Here is a 14,380-nt window from a genome sequence, read left to right as displayed (position 1 = left end):
CTCGGGTTTAACACCATGGAACCTATAAAAATTAAAGTTTTTATAGGTTTTAATAAAAAACGCAGCAGCGCAGCGAGGTATTAAACCCTCGCCTCGAATAAAACGGATGAGCCTTCAGTCTTATAAAACTATTGAAGCAAAAACCGGCATAACCCGGTCAATGCTGCCCGAATCGTTTTTAATTTCCCTGTACCGGGTACTCGCTCCTTACCGGGGCTGTGCCCACGGATGCCGTTACTGTGACGGCCGGGCGGAAAAATATTATGTGGAAGGCGATTTTGAACGGGATATCTGCGTCCGCGCCAATCTGCCTGAACAGGTGTCCGCAGACATGGAAAAAAAGTTACAGCCCGTGAATACGGCGCTCTGTGCATGAGCTCGGGAGTAACTGACATTTACCAGCCCCTCGAGAAAGAACTGAAACTGACAAGAAAAGCACTTGAGCTTCTTGCCCCGGCAGGAGTGCCGATAGTCCTTCTTACAAAAAACGATCTCATTGTCCGCGACTTTGATATACTTGCAGAGTTTCCCCATGTTCTTGTCGGCGTTACCCTGACAACCGCCAATCCGGAAAAGGCCGCTGTTCTTGAACCGGGAGCCTCTCCGCCGCAGGAAAGACTCGAAATTATCAGGAAGGCAAAGCAGAGGGGATTTTCCAGCGGAATATATGCAATGCCCCTCTGTCCGGGAATTACGGGCACGCCGGAAGAAACGGAGCGCCTTTTTTCTGCGGCAAGGGAGGCCGGCGCTGATTTTATATATCCGGGCGGACTGACTCTCAGGCCGGGCTGCCAGAAAGATCTTTTTGTTGAAACAGTAAAACATAATTACCCTGACGTACTGTCCCTGTATGACATGGTATACAGGGAAAACAGGCAGTCGGGCATTCCGCTTCCGGCATATGAGTATCCTCTCATACTAGGCCGGAATAAAATGCTGGAAGAGATGGGAATGCCCCAAATGGTGCCTCACCGTGTATACCGCGATCTGCTTGCCCCGCCGGACAGCCTTTTCGTGCTGCTCATTCACATGGAAAATTTATATTCGCTCCATAAAACAGACACGGCCCCGCTGAAAAAGGCAACAGGCCGCTATGCGGAATGGCTGAAAACCGAGCGGACGGCGCTCAGGCGGAAAAAATATCTCCCGGACGGAAACGGTCCGTTTCCGCTTACCGGTATTCTTACCTCAAAACTTGAACAGGCCTGCGCAGCTTATTATAACACTTATAACAAGACTTATTATAAGTGTTATAATAAGCCGGAAAACAGTATTTCGATTGCGGATATTCTCGGGAATGAAAAACTCGCAGCCTTTGTTTCGGAAATTATTCTGGAAAATAAATATCTTGATTATACAACGCTTACACTCCGGACCTGACGAAATCTGTTTCAGACCGAATGAAAACCGGCGGGAATATTTCCCGCCGGTAATTTTTTGTGTTATTCCGCTCAGCGGGCCGTATTATTTCCTGCCTGTTCCGGCCTTTTTTGCCGGCCCCTTTTTCGCGGAAAAGGTTAACTCGACAACCTCTTCCATCCGCGTAACCGGATGAAAGGTTATACCCTTTCTGACGTGTTCGGGAATGTCATCAAGGTCCCTTAGATTAGCCTTTGGAATTATAATCTCCTTTGTCCCGTTTCTCCGCGCGGCAATGGTTTTTTCCTTGAGCCCACCTATGGGAAGGACCTGTCCGGTCAGGGAAAGCTCGCCGGTCATGGCAAGAGCAGGTTTGATCGGCCTGTTTTTCATTAATGACAAAAGAGCTGTCGCCATCGTAATACCCGCGGAAGGACCGTCTTTTGGGGTCGCGCCTTCAGGTATATGGAGATGAATCTGCTTTGTTTCATACCAGGCCGCGTCAATTTCACCGGACGAAGTCATATAATGTTTTACCCAGGACCATGCGATTGACGCAGACTCCTTCATAACATCGCCCATTTGTCCGGTGAGGTGGACACCTTCCTTGCCGGGATTTGAAATCGCTTCAATAATAAGCGTATCTCCTCCCATACTTGTCCAGGCAAGTCCTACGGCCGTCCCCGGGATGTCCGCTCTTTTTTCGGAATCTTCCCGGAACATGGGCTTCCCGAGAATCTTCTTTATTGCTTCGATATCGGGAGTGAATTTTTCCGTTCCCGGTTTTTCGCCGAATACGATTTCAGTGGCAAATTTCCGGTGGATTTTGTCCAGGTTTTTTTCCAGATTGCGGACTCCGGCTTCCCTGGCATAACCGTTCGCGATAAACAGCAGGGAATCCTTGTCATATTTAACCTGATTTCTGCCGAGTCCGTTCCGTTTGAGACTTCGGGGAACCAGATACTTCCTGGCGATTTCAAGTTTTTCAGTATCAATATAACCTGACAGCTGTATGATTTCGGCCCGGTCAAGAAGAGGTCCCGGAATCGAGTCCAGCGTATTTGCGGTTAAAATGAACAGAATATTTGAAAGATCAAAAGGCAAATCAAGATAATGATCGCGGAACGCCACATTCTGTTCGGGATCAAGCACTTCAAGGAGGGCGCTCGAAGGGTCGCCCTGAAAGCTCTGCCCCATCTTATCAACTTCATCGATCATAAAAACAGGTGAATTTGTCTTTACGATTTTGAGTCCCTGAATGATTTTTCCCGGCATGGCTCCTATGTAGGTCCTGCGGTGGCCCTTTATTTCAGCCTCGTCCCGCATCCCCCCGACCGAAAAGCGGAAAAATTCCTTGTTCATTGCGCGGGCGATGGAACGGCCCACACTCGTTTTTCCGACGCCGGGAGGGCCGACCAGAAGGAGAATGGACCCCTTGGTGTCCTTTTTCAGTTTGCGGACCGCCAGATATTCGATAATCCTTTTTTTGACATCTTCAAGACCGTAGTGGTCGCCGTCAAGTACGGCCCGGGCTTCCTTCAGATCAAAATTTTCATTCGGAGACGGAAGCCAGGGAAGATTCACAATTGTTTCAAGGTAATTGCGGGTAATAATATATTCGCCGGAATTGGTTTCCATCAGAGCGAATTTCTCAAGTTCATTTTCAACAGTTTCCTTGGTTTCTCCTTCAAAATTGAAACTGTCTATTTTGTCTTTGAATTTCTGGTAGTCGGAAGTTTTTGCGTCGGTCGTTATGCCGAGTTCTTCCTTGATTGTTTTCAGTTCCTCACGAAGAAAATATTCCCGCTGGTTTTTCTCGATGCGGTTATTGATTTCGCTCTGTATTTTTTTCTGCACGCGGAGCAGTTCCTGCTCTTTCTTGATATATACCAGCACCTGTTCCATGCGCTGGCGCACATTGGTAATTTCAAGAATGCGCTGCTGGTCATGCTTATCTATGTTCAGAATGCTTGCGATAAAATCGGCAATTTTCCCGGGATGGTCAATATTCACCATATTGAGCCTCATTTCCTCGGAGAACAGCGGATTGTTTTCCGACAGTTCTTTCATTTCTCCGATAAGCGCGCGTGTGAGAGCTTTCACTTCAAAAGTGTCATCTTCCTCATCATCAAGATAATCAATGATGGCGAGCATGGGATCCCGTTCGCTCACTGTTTTCCTGATGCGGAACCGTTTTAAGGTTGAAACGAACACATTCAACCCGCCGTCCGGCAGGTTTATTTTTTTAATAACCCGCGCAACAGTACCTACCTGGCACAAATCGGAAACTGTTGTTGTGTCCGACTCGGTGTTTACCATACAGATACCGATAAAGCCGTCAGTCGAATATGCCTCTTCGACAACTTTTACATCATCCGAATTATTTATCATAATCGGAGTGAAGATGCCGGGGAAAATCGGGCGGCCCGTCAGCGGAATTAAAAAGAGTTTGTTCGGTAATAGTTGTTCAATTGGTACAATGTTTTTTTCTGCCATACTCATAATATCCTGAAAAAGATTGAAATGTCAAATATAGTCAACTTATCCGGATAATTTGACTGTTTCCGGTCGTAAGTGTTTCTGATGCAACGAATTGGTTAATTTTTTACATCAGAAAAGTAAGTAAAAGGAACGGCGTATTTTTACCGGCGCCGGTAAAAAAATTGCATTTCAGGAAAATCCGTGCTAGAATCTGCCTATGGGAAATGAAACAACAGAAGAAAAATACATTCGTCCGAGCTGGGATGAGTACTTTATGGAAGTGTGCAGGGCTATCGCAAAACGGGCTACCTGCGGGCGCGGACGCTCAGGCTGCGTTATTGCCCGTGATCACCAGATTCTGGTAACCGGCTATGTCGGTTCGCCGACGGGACTCCCCCACTGTGATGACGTCGGACATCAGTTCAAAAAAATGCAGCATGAAGACGGGACTGTCACCGAACATTGCGTGAGAACGGTTCACGCGGAACAGAACGCGATCTGCCAGGCGGCCCGTCTCGGAATCGCTATTGACGGCGCCACTCTGTACTGCCGGATGACGCCCTGCCGTACCTGCGCAATGCTTATAATTAACTGCGGGATTAAACGGGTTGTGGCGGAACGGCGTTATCAGGACAGTTCGGACACGCTTTCCATGTTCAGGCAGGCAGGAGTTACCATTGAGCATATTTTTGACGAAGTTCAGCAGTATGAAAAATAAAATACCTCGCCGCAGAGCAGCGAGGTATTTTTCTCTCCCGTGGAATTGGTCTCGGGTTTAACACCATGAGACCTACAAAAACTAACGTTTTTATAGGTTTTTATAAAAACCGCCGCAGAGCAGGGCAGACCTTCGGTCTGAGGGATTAAACCCTCGCCTCGAATAAACGGAACTGAAAAGAGGAAAGGCCGGAAATGTGGACCCGCGGCGGACCTGGGCTTCCATCTAATAGAAAAGAAGTATGGTTTCTTCTCTGCCGTCTTCTCCGGTTACCATAACGGTTTCGCCTTCCATTGCCCTGTTCACCTTATAAAAACCCATTCCAGGCCCGGCGACCATTGTAACAATTATGTTCGGCACACCTGGCTGGAATTCGGAAAAGTAAAAACAGTATTGCAGTCCGTCGTTCAGCGTAATAAAAAAATTGGACCGTTTCGCGCCGGAAACAAAAGACTCACCCAGCACTTCCCTGCAGCTTCTGTTAAAAATGTTGACGGCGAATTCTTCCTGAGGATTGAACTCGGTATAACCGCGTTCCAGCATATAATCACGGATTGCTTCATGTCCGGCGGCCTCCTGTGAAAATACCGGAAACGCGATACAGCAGAAAAAACACAGGACGAAAATTACTCCCTTTTTCATATTCTCCCTCCTTCTTTACATTCAAACACGGCCTTTATCGTGGTATCGGAATTTCTCCGCAGTTATAAACAGAAAGACCTTTCCGGGAACAGCATACATAAAACCGGAAATGGAAGGCCTTTTATATGATGCTTTTGGAAAAGAAAACAGACGGTTGTATTGTATATCAAAGAAGCAAGTACAGCGTTTGAAGCAGGAACATCGTCCATCCAATGCAAAACACACACATATTTTTGTCTTTCCGTATTGAATTTCTGACAGAGTAATATAATTCGGGAAGATACACAAGTCTATAACTCTGCGCGTTTTCTTTTTTTGTCAGTAAAAATTGCAGCAGCACTCGGAAGTCAGTTTTTTACTGCCCGGCAGCACCTTCCTTCATATAACAGGCATAGACGCATTTCGCGTTTTCATACCCATGGCGGAGAATAAGGCTGAAATTTTCAGCGGTAGGCGTTGTCAGGGTTGTCGGATAATTCTGCACGGACAGAGCCTGCTCCGCGGTCATACAGCTGCTTATCAGCTCCCTGGCGGCATCAGGGGATAATCCGCCCGATTCCGAAATTTCAGCGGCAGAATTCCCGATCTTGATAAAAGCTCCTTCATTCTGCTTTACAACATATGAATATATGTTCCGGCAGCGGAGCGAGCCGACCTGGTCCATTGCTATATCAAGAAGTCTTTTCAGATTTGAAGGAGACAGACTGGGCTTCCGTTTTTTTACGGCAATTGAAGCCGACGCGTCACAGACAAGCAAATAGTTGATTTCAGCATCCAGACCGCGGCCGATTTTATAGAGGGCTTCCAGTCCGAGATTATCGTATACGCCTCCGTCCCACAGGTGGTAATAATCATCCAGAGGCGCCAGCTCCTCCCCTTCCCATTTTTGGCTTGTCCAGCGGTAGCCGCGCGCATTAATCCTGTACGGACCAATTAATGCAGGAAACCCGGCTGAAGCCGCTATTACGTTTGCAATGGAAAGCCCGGGGTTCTGGGTATAGCCTGTTTTGAAGTCACCCATATAATCCCGGCGGATACGGAAGCTTTTACCGGTCTCGTATGTTGTACAGTTAATTTCCCAGTACGGCAGAGCGGGTAATTCCTGAAGGTTCCCGTAAATTCCCCATTTCTGTTCCACAACACGGGCAAGGAGTTCAACCCGGTTCCACCAGTATTTCGGGGAAAAAGGAAGATCAAGCAAAACCGAACGCTGGATATTGTTTTCCATTATTGTTTTTTCAATTTCAGGAAGAACCCTGTCAAGGTACTCCGGCCCGGACGGCCATGCAAGGTTATTCTTCGCGAGAACCAGCCCGATGCACAGGCTGGCGCCCGAAACCGAAGAAATACTGGCAATCCGGTTAAAGAGCCCTGCCTCCGCCAGGAATTTAAGAATTCCCAGATGGAATATAGTAGCGCGGATTCCTCCGCCGGACAGTGCGAGTCCCAGTTTCAGTCCGTCTTTTTTCATGCAGTGCCTCCTGCCATACCGGAATAATGTATGGTACGCTGGCTACAAGTATACCGCAGAATATTTTATACCGCCATGTTTTTATTCCGCCGGGCAGGATTTTTACCGGCAACACGACCCCTGCTGTATCGGGGTTTCCAATACCATTATTTTCCGCAGGAAAAAAAAACAGCCTATTGACGGCGGAATAAAATAATTGTTTTATCCGGTCGGGTTTATTCGATAAGAATGAAACTGCCTTTCTGCGGCGGTTCCCGGAACAGGAAGGAAAACAGTATCACTTAATGGGATCATTATAATTATGGAGAATAGTTGTCAGTGTTTGTCCCACTGAATATCACAGTGTTTCAAGCAGCCATTCCCTGAACGCGGTATAATCCGCATCCATTTTTACGGACCGGTCCGGGAGGGCAAGAACCTTTTCAAGGCGCTCGGGTATTGACGGTTCACGGCCTATTGCCTTTTTTACCGTATCACCGAATTTTGCGGGATGGGCTGTTTCCAGGATCATGCCTATACATTTTTTTGCGCTGCAATCAGCCGCCCATTCGGGAGCAATATCTCTTCCGCCGCTCAGACCGGGCATTCCTTCGGGTACGGAAAAACCGGCAAGGAGCCGGGACATCGCGCCGTCCCTTGTATCGGTCCAGGCTTTCCAGCCGACAGCCCCATGAGGGTCAATAATATAACCGGTACGGTCATAACAGGAGCGGATGGCTTCCATTGTGCCGTCATCATCGAGCCAGTATCCGGCCATTATCCGGCGGGCTTCCTCAACCGTATACATTGCGGCGATGCGTTCATAATTGCTCGGGGCCCCGACATCCATTGCGTTCGAAAGCGTCGCAACCGAGGGCCGGGCTTCATATTGCCCGGAAGAAAGCCAGTCAGGAATGGTATGATTTGAATTGGTCGCGGCAATAAAACCCCTGATCGGCGCTCCCATTTTTTTCGCAAGAAGGCCCGATGTCAGGTTTCCGAAATTCCCGGACGGGACGGTTACGATCAGACTGGGCTGGTCAATCTTGTTGTCATGCCAGCTCCGCTGGTGTACCAGCAAAGCGCCATGAATATAATAGAAGGACTGGGGAAGAAGGCGGGAAATATTAATTGAATTTGCCGAAGAAAGCCGCAGCTTTTCCCGGAGCGATTCATCGGTAAAGGCCGTTTTCACAAGTTTCTGGCAGTCATCAAAACTCCCTGAAACAGCCAGGGCCCGTACATTTTCATCAAAGGTCGAAAGCTGCTTTTCCTGCAGGGGTGAAATTCTCCCTGTCGGGTACAGGATGGTAACATCTATTCCGGGTACTCCGTGAAAAGCGCTTCCGACAGCGCTGCCCGTGTCGCCCGAAGTCGCGACCAGAATATGCAGGGGGTCATTTTCATCTCTGTTAAAAAACGCCATAACGCGCGCCATAAACCTCGCCCCGAAATCCTTAAAGGCGCAGGTAGGCCCGTGAAACAGTTCCAGTACATAGGTAGTGCGGTCAATTGGGGCAACCGGGGCCGCAAAGGGATAGGCGTCCACGATGATTTCCATCAGATCGCCTTCCGGTATTTCATCTTCAATATATAGTTTTGCGGTTTCAAAGGCGATATCCCGGAATGAGGGAACCGGATTTCGGTATACAAGGGATTTTGAAAGCTGGGGAATGGTTACAGGCATATAGAGACCGCCTGTTTTATGACTCATTCCTTCCATGACAGCCGTTCTGAAAGAAACCTGGCGGGAAGAATCCCTGGTATCACTATATAACATGCACATACTATATCACAGGAAAAGAATTCGGGCAATGGAAAAGAAAGTGTGGTATACTTTCCGGTATGATTGCTATCAACAATTATATAGACGCCGCCATTCTGAAACCCGAATTTACCGTCCAGGAAGTTGCGGCGGCCATTCAGGACTGTATAACCTGGAATACCAAGACAGTCTGCGTCCGTCCCTGCGATATCGGACTCGCAAAAAAACTTACAGCCGGAACAGATACAGGGGTGAGCTGTGTCCTGGCGTTTCCGCACGGTTCGGTTCCTTCGTCCGTAAAAATCTGTGAAGCTGAAGATTATATCGCGCAGGGCGCGGATGAAATTGATATGGTTGCCAACATCGGAATGATCAGGTCCGGGGAATGGGATTATGTTGCCCGGGATATTTCCGCTGTCACCAAAATATGCAAAAGCAGCGGGATCATCCTGAAAGTCATTCTGGAAGTTTTTTTTCTCACTCCTGAAGAAATAGTCCGGGCGACAAAGGTCTGCGCCGGCTGCGGGGCGGACTTCGTAAAAACTTCAACCGGTTTTGCAGGAGGCGGCGCAACTGAAAAAGCGGTACAGCTTATGCTGGACGCGGCCGATGGACACATCAGGGTCAAGGCCTCGGGCGGCATAAAAACGCAAAAAGAAGCGTTCAGCTTTATTGAAATGGGCGTGGAACGCCTCGGTATCGGATTTGCTTCAAACAGGGCGGTTATTCAGGGACAGCCTGAATCTGATAATCAATCCGAAACCTATTGAGCGGATAAAGCCGGGTTACGGAGACGCCGCGGCAACTGATATAGCATATTTTTGACCGGTACAAAAACTCCGGTTCTTTACGTCAGCCGGGAACGAAACAGAGTAAAAAAACACCGTTACGGATTGTTTTATCAAAAATATGGGGCTATACTTCAAATATCCGGACATAAAAAACCCGCCGGAAAAAGTATATGATGATTATGTAAAGCAGTCGGAGGCCCTTATGAAATGTAAACTGATAAAAACAAAGGCAATTTTGATAACTGCCCTTATGGTTTTATGTTTTTCAGGGTGCGACCAGTCAACTGCTCCTGAAAATAATAATACCAATCCTGTAAATCCGCCGGAAGGGTTCTGGACAGGGACCGATGTCAATCCGAAAGTCGGCAACAGGGAAACCAGTCTCAATGCGATATTCGATAATAGTACTCTTGGTGAGACCGTATTGACCTTTACGGAAGCGGAATGGAATAAACTCCTCCAGTATTATGACCAGAACCCGAAAAATGAAGAATCCGTATACGCAAACTATGCCTACAAAAAGGGAGATTCCGTATGGCGGCTGAATAACATAGGCGTACGTATCAGGGGAAACACCAGCCGCCGGAGGCCCGAGGGGGCCACAGGGGGACGCACAGCAGTTCGAATCCCGCCTACCACCACGCCCATTTCAAGGTCGATTTTGAGGAATGGCTCGATGACGATGATGATAACAAAATGTCCGGAGCCATGAAGGGTGTAAATCTGAAATGGTTTAAGGGCGACCCCATGCATGTCCGGGAAATATACTGTTATGACCTTTTTAAACGCTACGGTGTATGGACGGCCCCGAGAGCTTCATATACAAAGCTTACCATAATAATCGGAGGCGATGTGGCCTATTACGGCGTATACGCCATGATTGAGGAAATAAACAAGCAGTTCCTGAAGGGCCGGAAAGATTTTGACGGCGACGCCGGAAATCTGTGGAAGTGCTGCTGGGCCGGCGGAGCAGGGCCTGATCTCGTAAACAGGGGATATTATTCTGTCGGGGTTGAAGATATCCACCTTGATGAAAGCCAAAGCAGACGTTACGATTATGATCTGAAAACTAATAAAACAGCTCTTACAACCGCATACAATCAGCTGCTCAGTTTTATAGACGGACTCAATAATCTGAATGATTCAAATCCGGCGGAGATAAAAGCGTGGTTTGAATCAAAAATGGATATGGACCTTTTCTTAAAAACTTATGCGGTAAATGTAGTATGCGGTATGTGGGATGATTACTGGAATAACAAAAACAATTATTACCTGTATTTTGATGAAGACGGGAAAGTGTATTTCATTCCCTATGACTATGACAATACGCTGGGAACATCAAATGATCTTTACTATTTTGGCGACGCCGGCACAAAAGACCCGCTCCATTGGGGACAGGACGACGAGCGTCCGCTGCTTACCAAAATTCTGCGGGTTGATGAGTTCAAAGCCAAATATGTACAATACCTCAAGGAACTGGTGAACGACCAGAACAGCTATTTTACCTATACAGCGAGCAAACAGCGCATAGACACCTGGCACGCCATTATAGCCGGTTCTGTGGATAACGATACGGTGGCTGACTATGATTCTGAGAGCTACAAGTCTATTTATGACGCGCCGGCCCCTGGGGAACGACATCTTTTTACCGGCTGCTGAGCGGAGACGATTCAACAAATTTCTTTAAGGCAAAGGCCGCCATGGTCAACGGTGTGCCGTAAATGAATGGAACATCCGGTATTGAATTTTTTCAGCGCCGGATATTTTCAGATACAGTTACTTGTCATCTTTTTTGTCCGGCTCATCCTTTTTTGAATACAGGTAGCGTTTTATTTTCTGGCTTGGTGTTTTTTCAAATTCATCAACAGGTTCGACCTTGTCAATTTTGGAAAAACGGTTCACCTGATTGTTTACAAAGAATTTTATTTCATTCAGGATCGATTCCCGGGTATACTGCAGCCGGTAGGCAACTTCCGATACGGCATCATTAACAAGTCCGGATACGACCTGCCCGGGGTCTGGGGATTTTTTTCAGCTTCTGCTTTCAGCTTGTCTTCATCAAGCTGTACAAGCGCGACGAGTGAGGAATTATCACCCTCAACGACCAGGGAATCCGTAACAAGGGGGTGCTGGTTAAGCACAAATTCAATATCTTCCGGATAAATATTTTCACCGCTTGCTCCAAGGATCATGTTTTTTGAACGGCCCTTGAGAGACAGTCTGTTTTTTTTATCAAAAAGACCGAGGTCGCCTGTTTTAAACCATCCGTCGCCGGTAAATACGGATGCCGTTAATTGCGGATCATTATAGTATCCCTTCATAACATTAGGACCTTTCGCCACAACTTCTCCGACTCCGGTTTCAGAATCGGGATCGAGAATCTTCAGTTCCACGCCGGGCATTGCAAAACCTATTGTTCCGGGCTTCGTCTGCTTCGGGCCGGCGCCGGCAAGCAGGGGAGAAGTTTCCGTCAGACCATATCCTATGGCATAGGGAAATTTTGCTTCTTTCATGAATTTTTCGACCACAGGGTCAACCTTTGATCCGCCGATCCCGAAAAAAACAAGCCTGCTGCCGAAAGTTTTTTTAAGAGACCTCCCTGCGATCCGGTGGAAAATTTTCCTGAACGGAGGCATTTTGTACAGCCGGCGGACAGCAGGTTTTTCCGTGAATGTCGGAACAACCTTGTTTTTATATATTTTTTCTATAATTGCGGGGACACTCAGCATCAGTGTCGGGCGTACAATTTTCAGTGCGCTGAGAAGGCTTGAAACCGTGGGATTTTTTTCCAGGTAAAATATGCAGGCCCCGTTAAGTATAAACATTAAAAAACCTATCGTAAATTCGTATACATGGGATAGAGGCAGGATAGACAGCCCTATATCGAATTTATTTATCCGCTGGAAAAACTGTCCCTGAATAGCCGTAAAAACAACATTCTTGTGGGTCAGCTCCACACCTTTTGAACGGCCGGTGGTTCCTGAAGTATAGATAATTGAAGCCGTCTCGTCTTCCGTAATAAACACTTCAGGAGCATCACCGGTGCGCTGCTCCGCTCCTGAGGTAACTTCAAAGTCATCTATTTTTATCACCGTAGAAACTCCTGCGCCTGAGGGGTCCGGGAGTACGTCCATAAGCCTGGAAGAAATAATGAGGGTTTTTGCCCCGGAATGCTGTACGCAGGCGATAACTTCATTAGTGGTAAATCCGGGTAAAAGGGGAACAGCTATTGCTCCAAGCGAAACTATGGCAAAATAGGCTATCCCCCAGTTCGGACTGCTTGGACTTAACAGGGCGACCTTATCTCCTGCGTTTACGCCAAGCCGGTATAAAAGATTTTTTACCGTGTTTATTTTTTCACCGACCTGGTCATATGACAGGGGCTCACTGGAAACAAAGGCAAGCGCCGGCCTTGGCCCGAATTTTTTAATGCTGTTTTCCAGTAATCCTGTTAATGTATATGCTCCTACATCCTGTATTGTTTCCACCGGTTTCTCCCGTTATCAGTCATTTTTGACAGTTTCAGGTATGTTTAAAACAGACCCTGAATCACTAGATATAATATAATCATTTTATGCTTATATAGCCTATAAAATACAGAGAAGTAACAGTCAAAGTTTATATCCGGGGAGAATATTTTGCCGGCATCTTTGAAAAACGGATAACGGTTTTTTTCAACCGGATAAAATTCTGGAGACAAAGGCGATAGTTATACAGAAATAATCAAGGAAAATTGCGGTTCACATATTTCCTGATCGCATCAGACACAGGACGCCGGGCAGGATATATTCCTCCTTCCCGGCGGTTCAGGGAAAAAGGGTTCTGTTATTTCCAGATATTTTCCCGGACAAAGGTATCATTTCTGTCAAAGCCGACCGAAATAATTCCTATCCGGGTCCCTGTATACAGTTCGATAAAATCCACATATTCGCGGGCTTCTGCCGGAAGATCATCGTAAGACCGGCATTCCTTCAGGGAAGTGTTCCAGCCTTTAAAGGTTTTCAGTATGGGGGTGGCCTTATTGAGATCTTCTATCGAAGCCGGAAATTCTTCCACAATTGTTCCGTCGATATTATACGCTATACAGGCCTCGACAGTATCCAGTGTGTCATATACGTCAAGATGGGTCAGCGCCAGTGTGTCTATCGAATTTGAACGGCAGGCATAACGGAGCGCGACCAGGTCAAGATACCCGCAGCGCCGCGGTCTGCCTGTTGTGACACCGTATTCACGGCCCGTGTCCCGCACAAAATTGTAAAGCTCGCTCTGACTGTCGGCATTGAATTCGGTCGGCATCGGTCCATTGCCAACTCTGGTGGAATAGGCTTTAAAAACGCCCAGAACCTTATCTATTGCGCGGGGTCCTATACATCCGCCTATGGCAGCTCCTGCCGCCGATGAAAAACCAGATGAAACATAGGGATATGTCCCAAGATCAAGATCGAGAAGAGCGCCCTGAGCGCCCTCAAACAGGATTTTTTTGCCGCGGGCATTCCATAATTCTGTTGTCAGATTCACCTTCATTGAAAGCAGCCGGTCGAGATAGGGTTCAAGAAAAGCCCTGTCGGCGTCTTCAAGGTCATCCATTTTTTCTTTCCAGGTCAGATCAGCAAGACGGATGCTGTCTCTTTCACTTTTAAGGGCGTAGGTAATGCCGATGCCCCGGCCCGTTGTTCCTATAGGCCGCTTCCGCATTGAATCACGCTGTATATCAAGTTCACGGTAACGGGGCAGTACCAGATGGGCGCGGTCTGAGATAAAAACCCTCCCCTCCCAGTTAATGTTATGTTCTTTCAGCATAGCAAGTTCATTAAAAAGAGCTTCAGGATCGATAACCATTGCGGCGCCAAGATATACCGTATTATTCGGATGCAAAATACCGGATGGGACAAGATGCAGGGCATATTGTACTCCATTGTTTACAATAGTATGGCCGGCGTTGGCACCGCCGGAAAACCGGACAATGTACTGGGACTCATTGCCCAGATAGTCAACTACTTTTCCCTTACCTTCGTCACCCCATTGGGCTCCAATAACTACTACATTCATAATTCTGCATCCTTTTCCGGAACCCGGACAGTGGATTACCGGAATCATATTCTCTCCGGTTTTTCCAAGCACAAAAAAACCGGCTGCCATTCAATAGGCAAAACCGGAAGTTTGTTACACAGAAG

The 14,380-nt window shown here is 47.3% G+C and carries 12 protein-coding genes and 1 pseudogene; 6 read left to right on the top strand and 7 right to left on the bottom strand.

All coding sequences use genetic code 11. From position 1 onward, the window contains the following. Window positions 1–106: 106 nt before the first annotated feature. Both K7I13_RS13215 and K7I13_RS13210 read left to right on the top strand, forming a co-directional pair. On the top strand, window positions 107–376 hold the full coding sequence (locus tag K7I13_RS13215) for a radical SAM family protein (protein ID WP_255946431.1): 270 nt from the start codon (window positions 107–109) through the stop codon (window positions 374–376). After that, on the top strand, window positions 373–1,380 hold the full coding sequence (locus K7I13_RS13210; protein WP_255946429.1) for an SPL family radical SAM protein: 1,008 nt from the start codon (window positions 373–375) through the stop codon (window positions 1,378–1,380). The genes K7I13_RS13215 and K7I13_RS13210 overlap by 4 nt, the downstream gene beginning before the upstream one ends. A gap of 84 nt (window positions 1,381–1,464) precedes the next feature. On the opposite strand, the gene lon is transcribed toward K7I13_RS13210, so the two are convergent. Then, on the bottom strand, window positions 1,465–3,855 hold the full coding sequence (lon, locus tag K7I13_RS13205) for an endopeptidase La (RefSeq protein WP_255946427.1): 2,391 nt from the start codon (window positions 3,853–3,855) through the stop codon (window positions 1,465–1,467). Window positions 3,856–4,057: 202 nt separating this feature from the next. Here lon and K7I13_RS13200 point away from each other — a divergent pair, with 202 nt between their 5' ends. After that, window positions 4,058–4,558, top strand: a complete 501-nt coding sequence (locus tag K7I13_RS13200) for a deoxycytidylate deaminase (protein ID WP_255946425.1) — start codon at window positions 4,058–4,060, stop codon at window positions 4,556–4,558. A 225-nt stretch (window positions 4,559–4,783) separates the two neighbouring features. Here the strand turns inward: K7I13_RS13200 and K7I13_RS13195 are convergent, their stop codons facing one another. The 3 genes from K7I13_RS13195 to thrC all read right to left on the bottom strand — a co-directional run bounded on the left by K7I13_RS13195 (window position 4,784) and on the right by thrC (window position 8,430). After that, window positions 4,784–5,200 (bottom strand): hypothetical protein, encoded by a 417-nt coding sequence (locus tag K7I13_RS13195; protein ID WP_255946423.1) that lies wholly within the window; start codon window positions 5,198–5,200, stop codon window positions 4,784–4,786. Between the two features lie 355 nt (window positions 5,201–5,555). Continuing rightward, entirely contained in the window at window positions 5,556–6,671 is a 1,116-nt protein-coding gene (locus K7I13_RS13190; RefSeq protein WP_255946421.1) for a patatin-like phospholipase family protein, read from the bottom strand. 337 nt (window positions 6,672–7,008) lie between these two features. Continuing rightward, window positions 7,009–8,430: a threonine synthase gene (thrC, locus tag K7I13_RS13185; protein WP_255949334.1), complete on the bottom strand. Its 1,422-nt coding sequence runs from the start codon at window positions 8,428–8,430 to the stop codon at window positions 7,009–7,011. 65 nt (window positions 8,431–8,495) lie between these two features. Between thrC and deoC the strand changes: the two genes are divergently transcribed. From deoC to K7I13_RS13170, 3 genes and pseudogenes are all read left to right on the top strand, one after another. After that, on the top strand, window positions 8,496–9,185 hold the full coding sequence (gene deoC, locus K7I13_RS13180) for a deoxyribose-phosphate aldolase (RefSeq protein ID WP_255946420.1): 690 nt from the start codon (window positions 8,496–8,498) through the stop codon (window positions 9,183–9,185). A 223-nt stretch (window positions 9,186–9,408) separates the two neighbouring features. Then, the gene (locus K7I13_RS13175) at window positions 9,409–9,918 is read left to right on the top strand and encodes a hypothetical protein (RefSeq protein ID WP_255946419.1); all 510 of its coding nucleotides are present in this window, start codon (window positions 9,409–9,411) and stop codon (window positions 9,916–9,918) included. Beyond that, a pseudogene (locus K7I13_RS13170) lies at window positions 9,870–10,865 on the top strand (CotH kinase family protein); the annotation flags it as partial. The gene K7I13_RS13175 and the pseudogene K7I13_RS13170, both read left to right, overlap by 49 nt. Before the next feature lie 117 nt (window positions 10,866–10,982). Here the strand turns inward: K7I13_RS13170 and K7I13_RS15955 are convergent. The 3 genes from K7I13_RS15955 to purA form a co-directional block, all read right to left on the bottom strand. After that, complete coding sequence (locus K7I13_RS15955; RefSeq protein WP_439647445.1) at window positions 10,983–11,108, bottom strand: hypothetical protein; 126 nt, start codon at window positions 11,106–11,108, stop codon at window positions 10,983–10,985. 29 nt (window positions 11,109–11,137) lie between these two features. After that, the gene (locus tag K7I13_RS13165) at window positions 11,138–12,694 is read right to left on the bottom strand and encodes an AMP-binding protein (protein WP_439647444.1); all 1,557 of its coding nucleotides are present in this window, start codon (window positions 12,692–12,694) and stop codon (window positions 11,138–11,140) included. Between the two features lie 337 nt (window positions 12,695–13,031). After that, the gene (purA, locus tag K7I13_RS13160; protein ID WP_255946418.1) at window positions 13,032–14,255 is read right to left on the bottom strand and encodes an adenylosuccinate synthase; all 1,224 of its coding nucleotides are present in this window, start codon (window positions 14,253–14,255) and stop codon (window positions 13,032–13,034) included. Between the last annotated feature and the right edge of the window lie 125 nt (window positions 14,256–14,380).

Source organism: Brucepastera parasyntrophica (assembly GCF_022376835.1).
GTDB lineage: Bacteria > Spirochaetota > Spirochaetia > Treponematales > Treponemataceae > Brucepastera > Brucepastera parasyntrophica.
Note: the sequence above shows the minus strand (reverse complement) of the source record. Positions and strands in the feature narration are given on the sequence as shown.

Coding starts and splice junctions, on each gene's coding strand:
- K7I13_RS13200 (WP_255946425.1), top strand. CDS start 4,058: ATGGGAAATGAAACAACAGAAGAAAAATACATTCGTCCGAGCTGGGAT.
- lon (WP_255946427.1), bottom strand. CDS start 3,855: ATGGCAGAAAAAAACATTGTACCAATTGAACAACTATTACCGAACAAA.
- K7I13_RS13210 (WP_255946429.1), top strand. CDS start 373: ATGAGCTCGGGAGTAACTGACATTTACCAGCCCCTCGAGAAAGAACTG.
- K7I13_RS13215 (WP_255946431.1), top strand. CDS start 107: ATGAGCCTTCAGTCTTATAAAACTATTGAAGCAAAAACCGGCATAACC.
- purA (WP_255946418.1), bottom strand. CDS start 14,255: ATGAATGTAGTAGTTATTGGAGCCCAATGGGGTGACGAAGGTAAGGGA.
- K7I13_RS13190 (WP_255946421.1), bottom strand. CDS start 6,671: ATGAAAAAAGACGGACTGAAACTGGGACTCGCACTGTCCGGCGGAGGA.
- thrC (WP_255949334.1), bottom strand. CDS start 8,430: ATGTTATATAGTGATACCAGGGATTCTTCCCGCCAGGTTTCTTTCAGA.
- K7I13_RS13175 (WP_255946419.1), top strand. CDS start 9,409: ATGAAATGTAAACTGATAAAAACAAAGGCAATTTTGATAACTGCCCTT.
- deoC (WP_255946420.1), top strand. CDS start 8,496: ATGATTGCTATCAACAATTATATAGACGCCGCCATTCTGAAACCCGAA.
- K7I13_RS13195 (WP_255946423.1), bottom strand. CDS start 5,200: ATGAAAAAGGGAGTAATTTTCGTCCTGTGTTTTTTCTGCTGTATCGCG.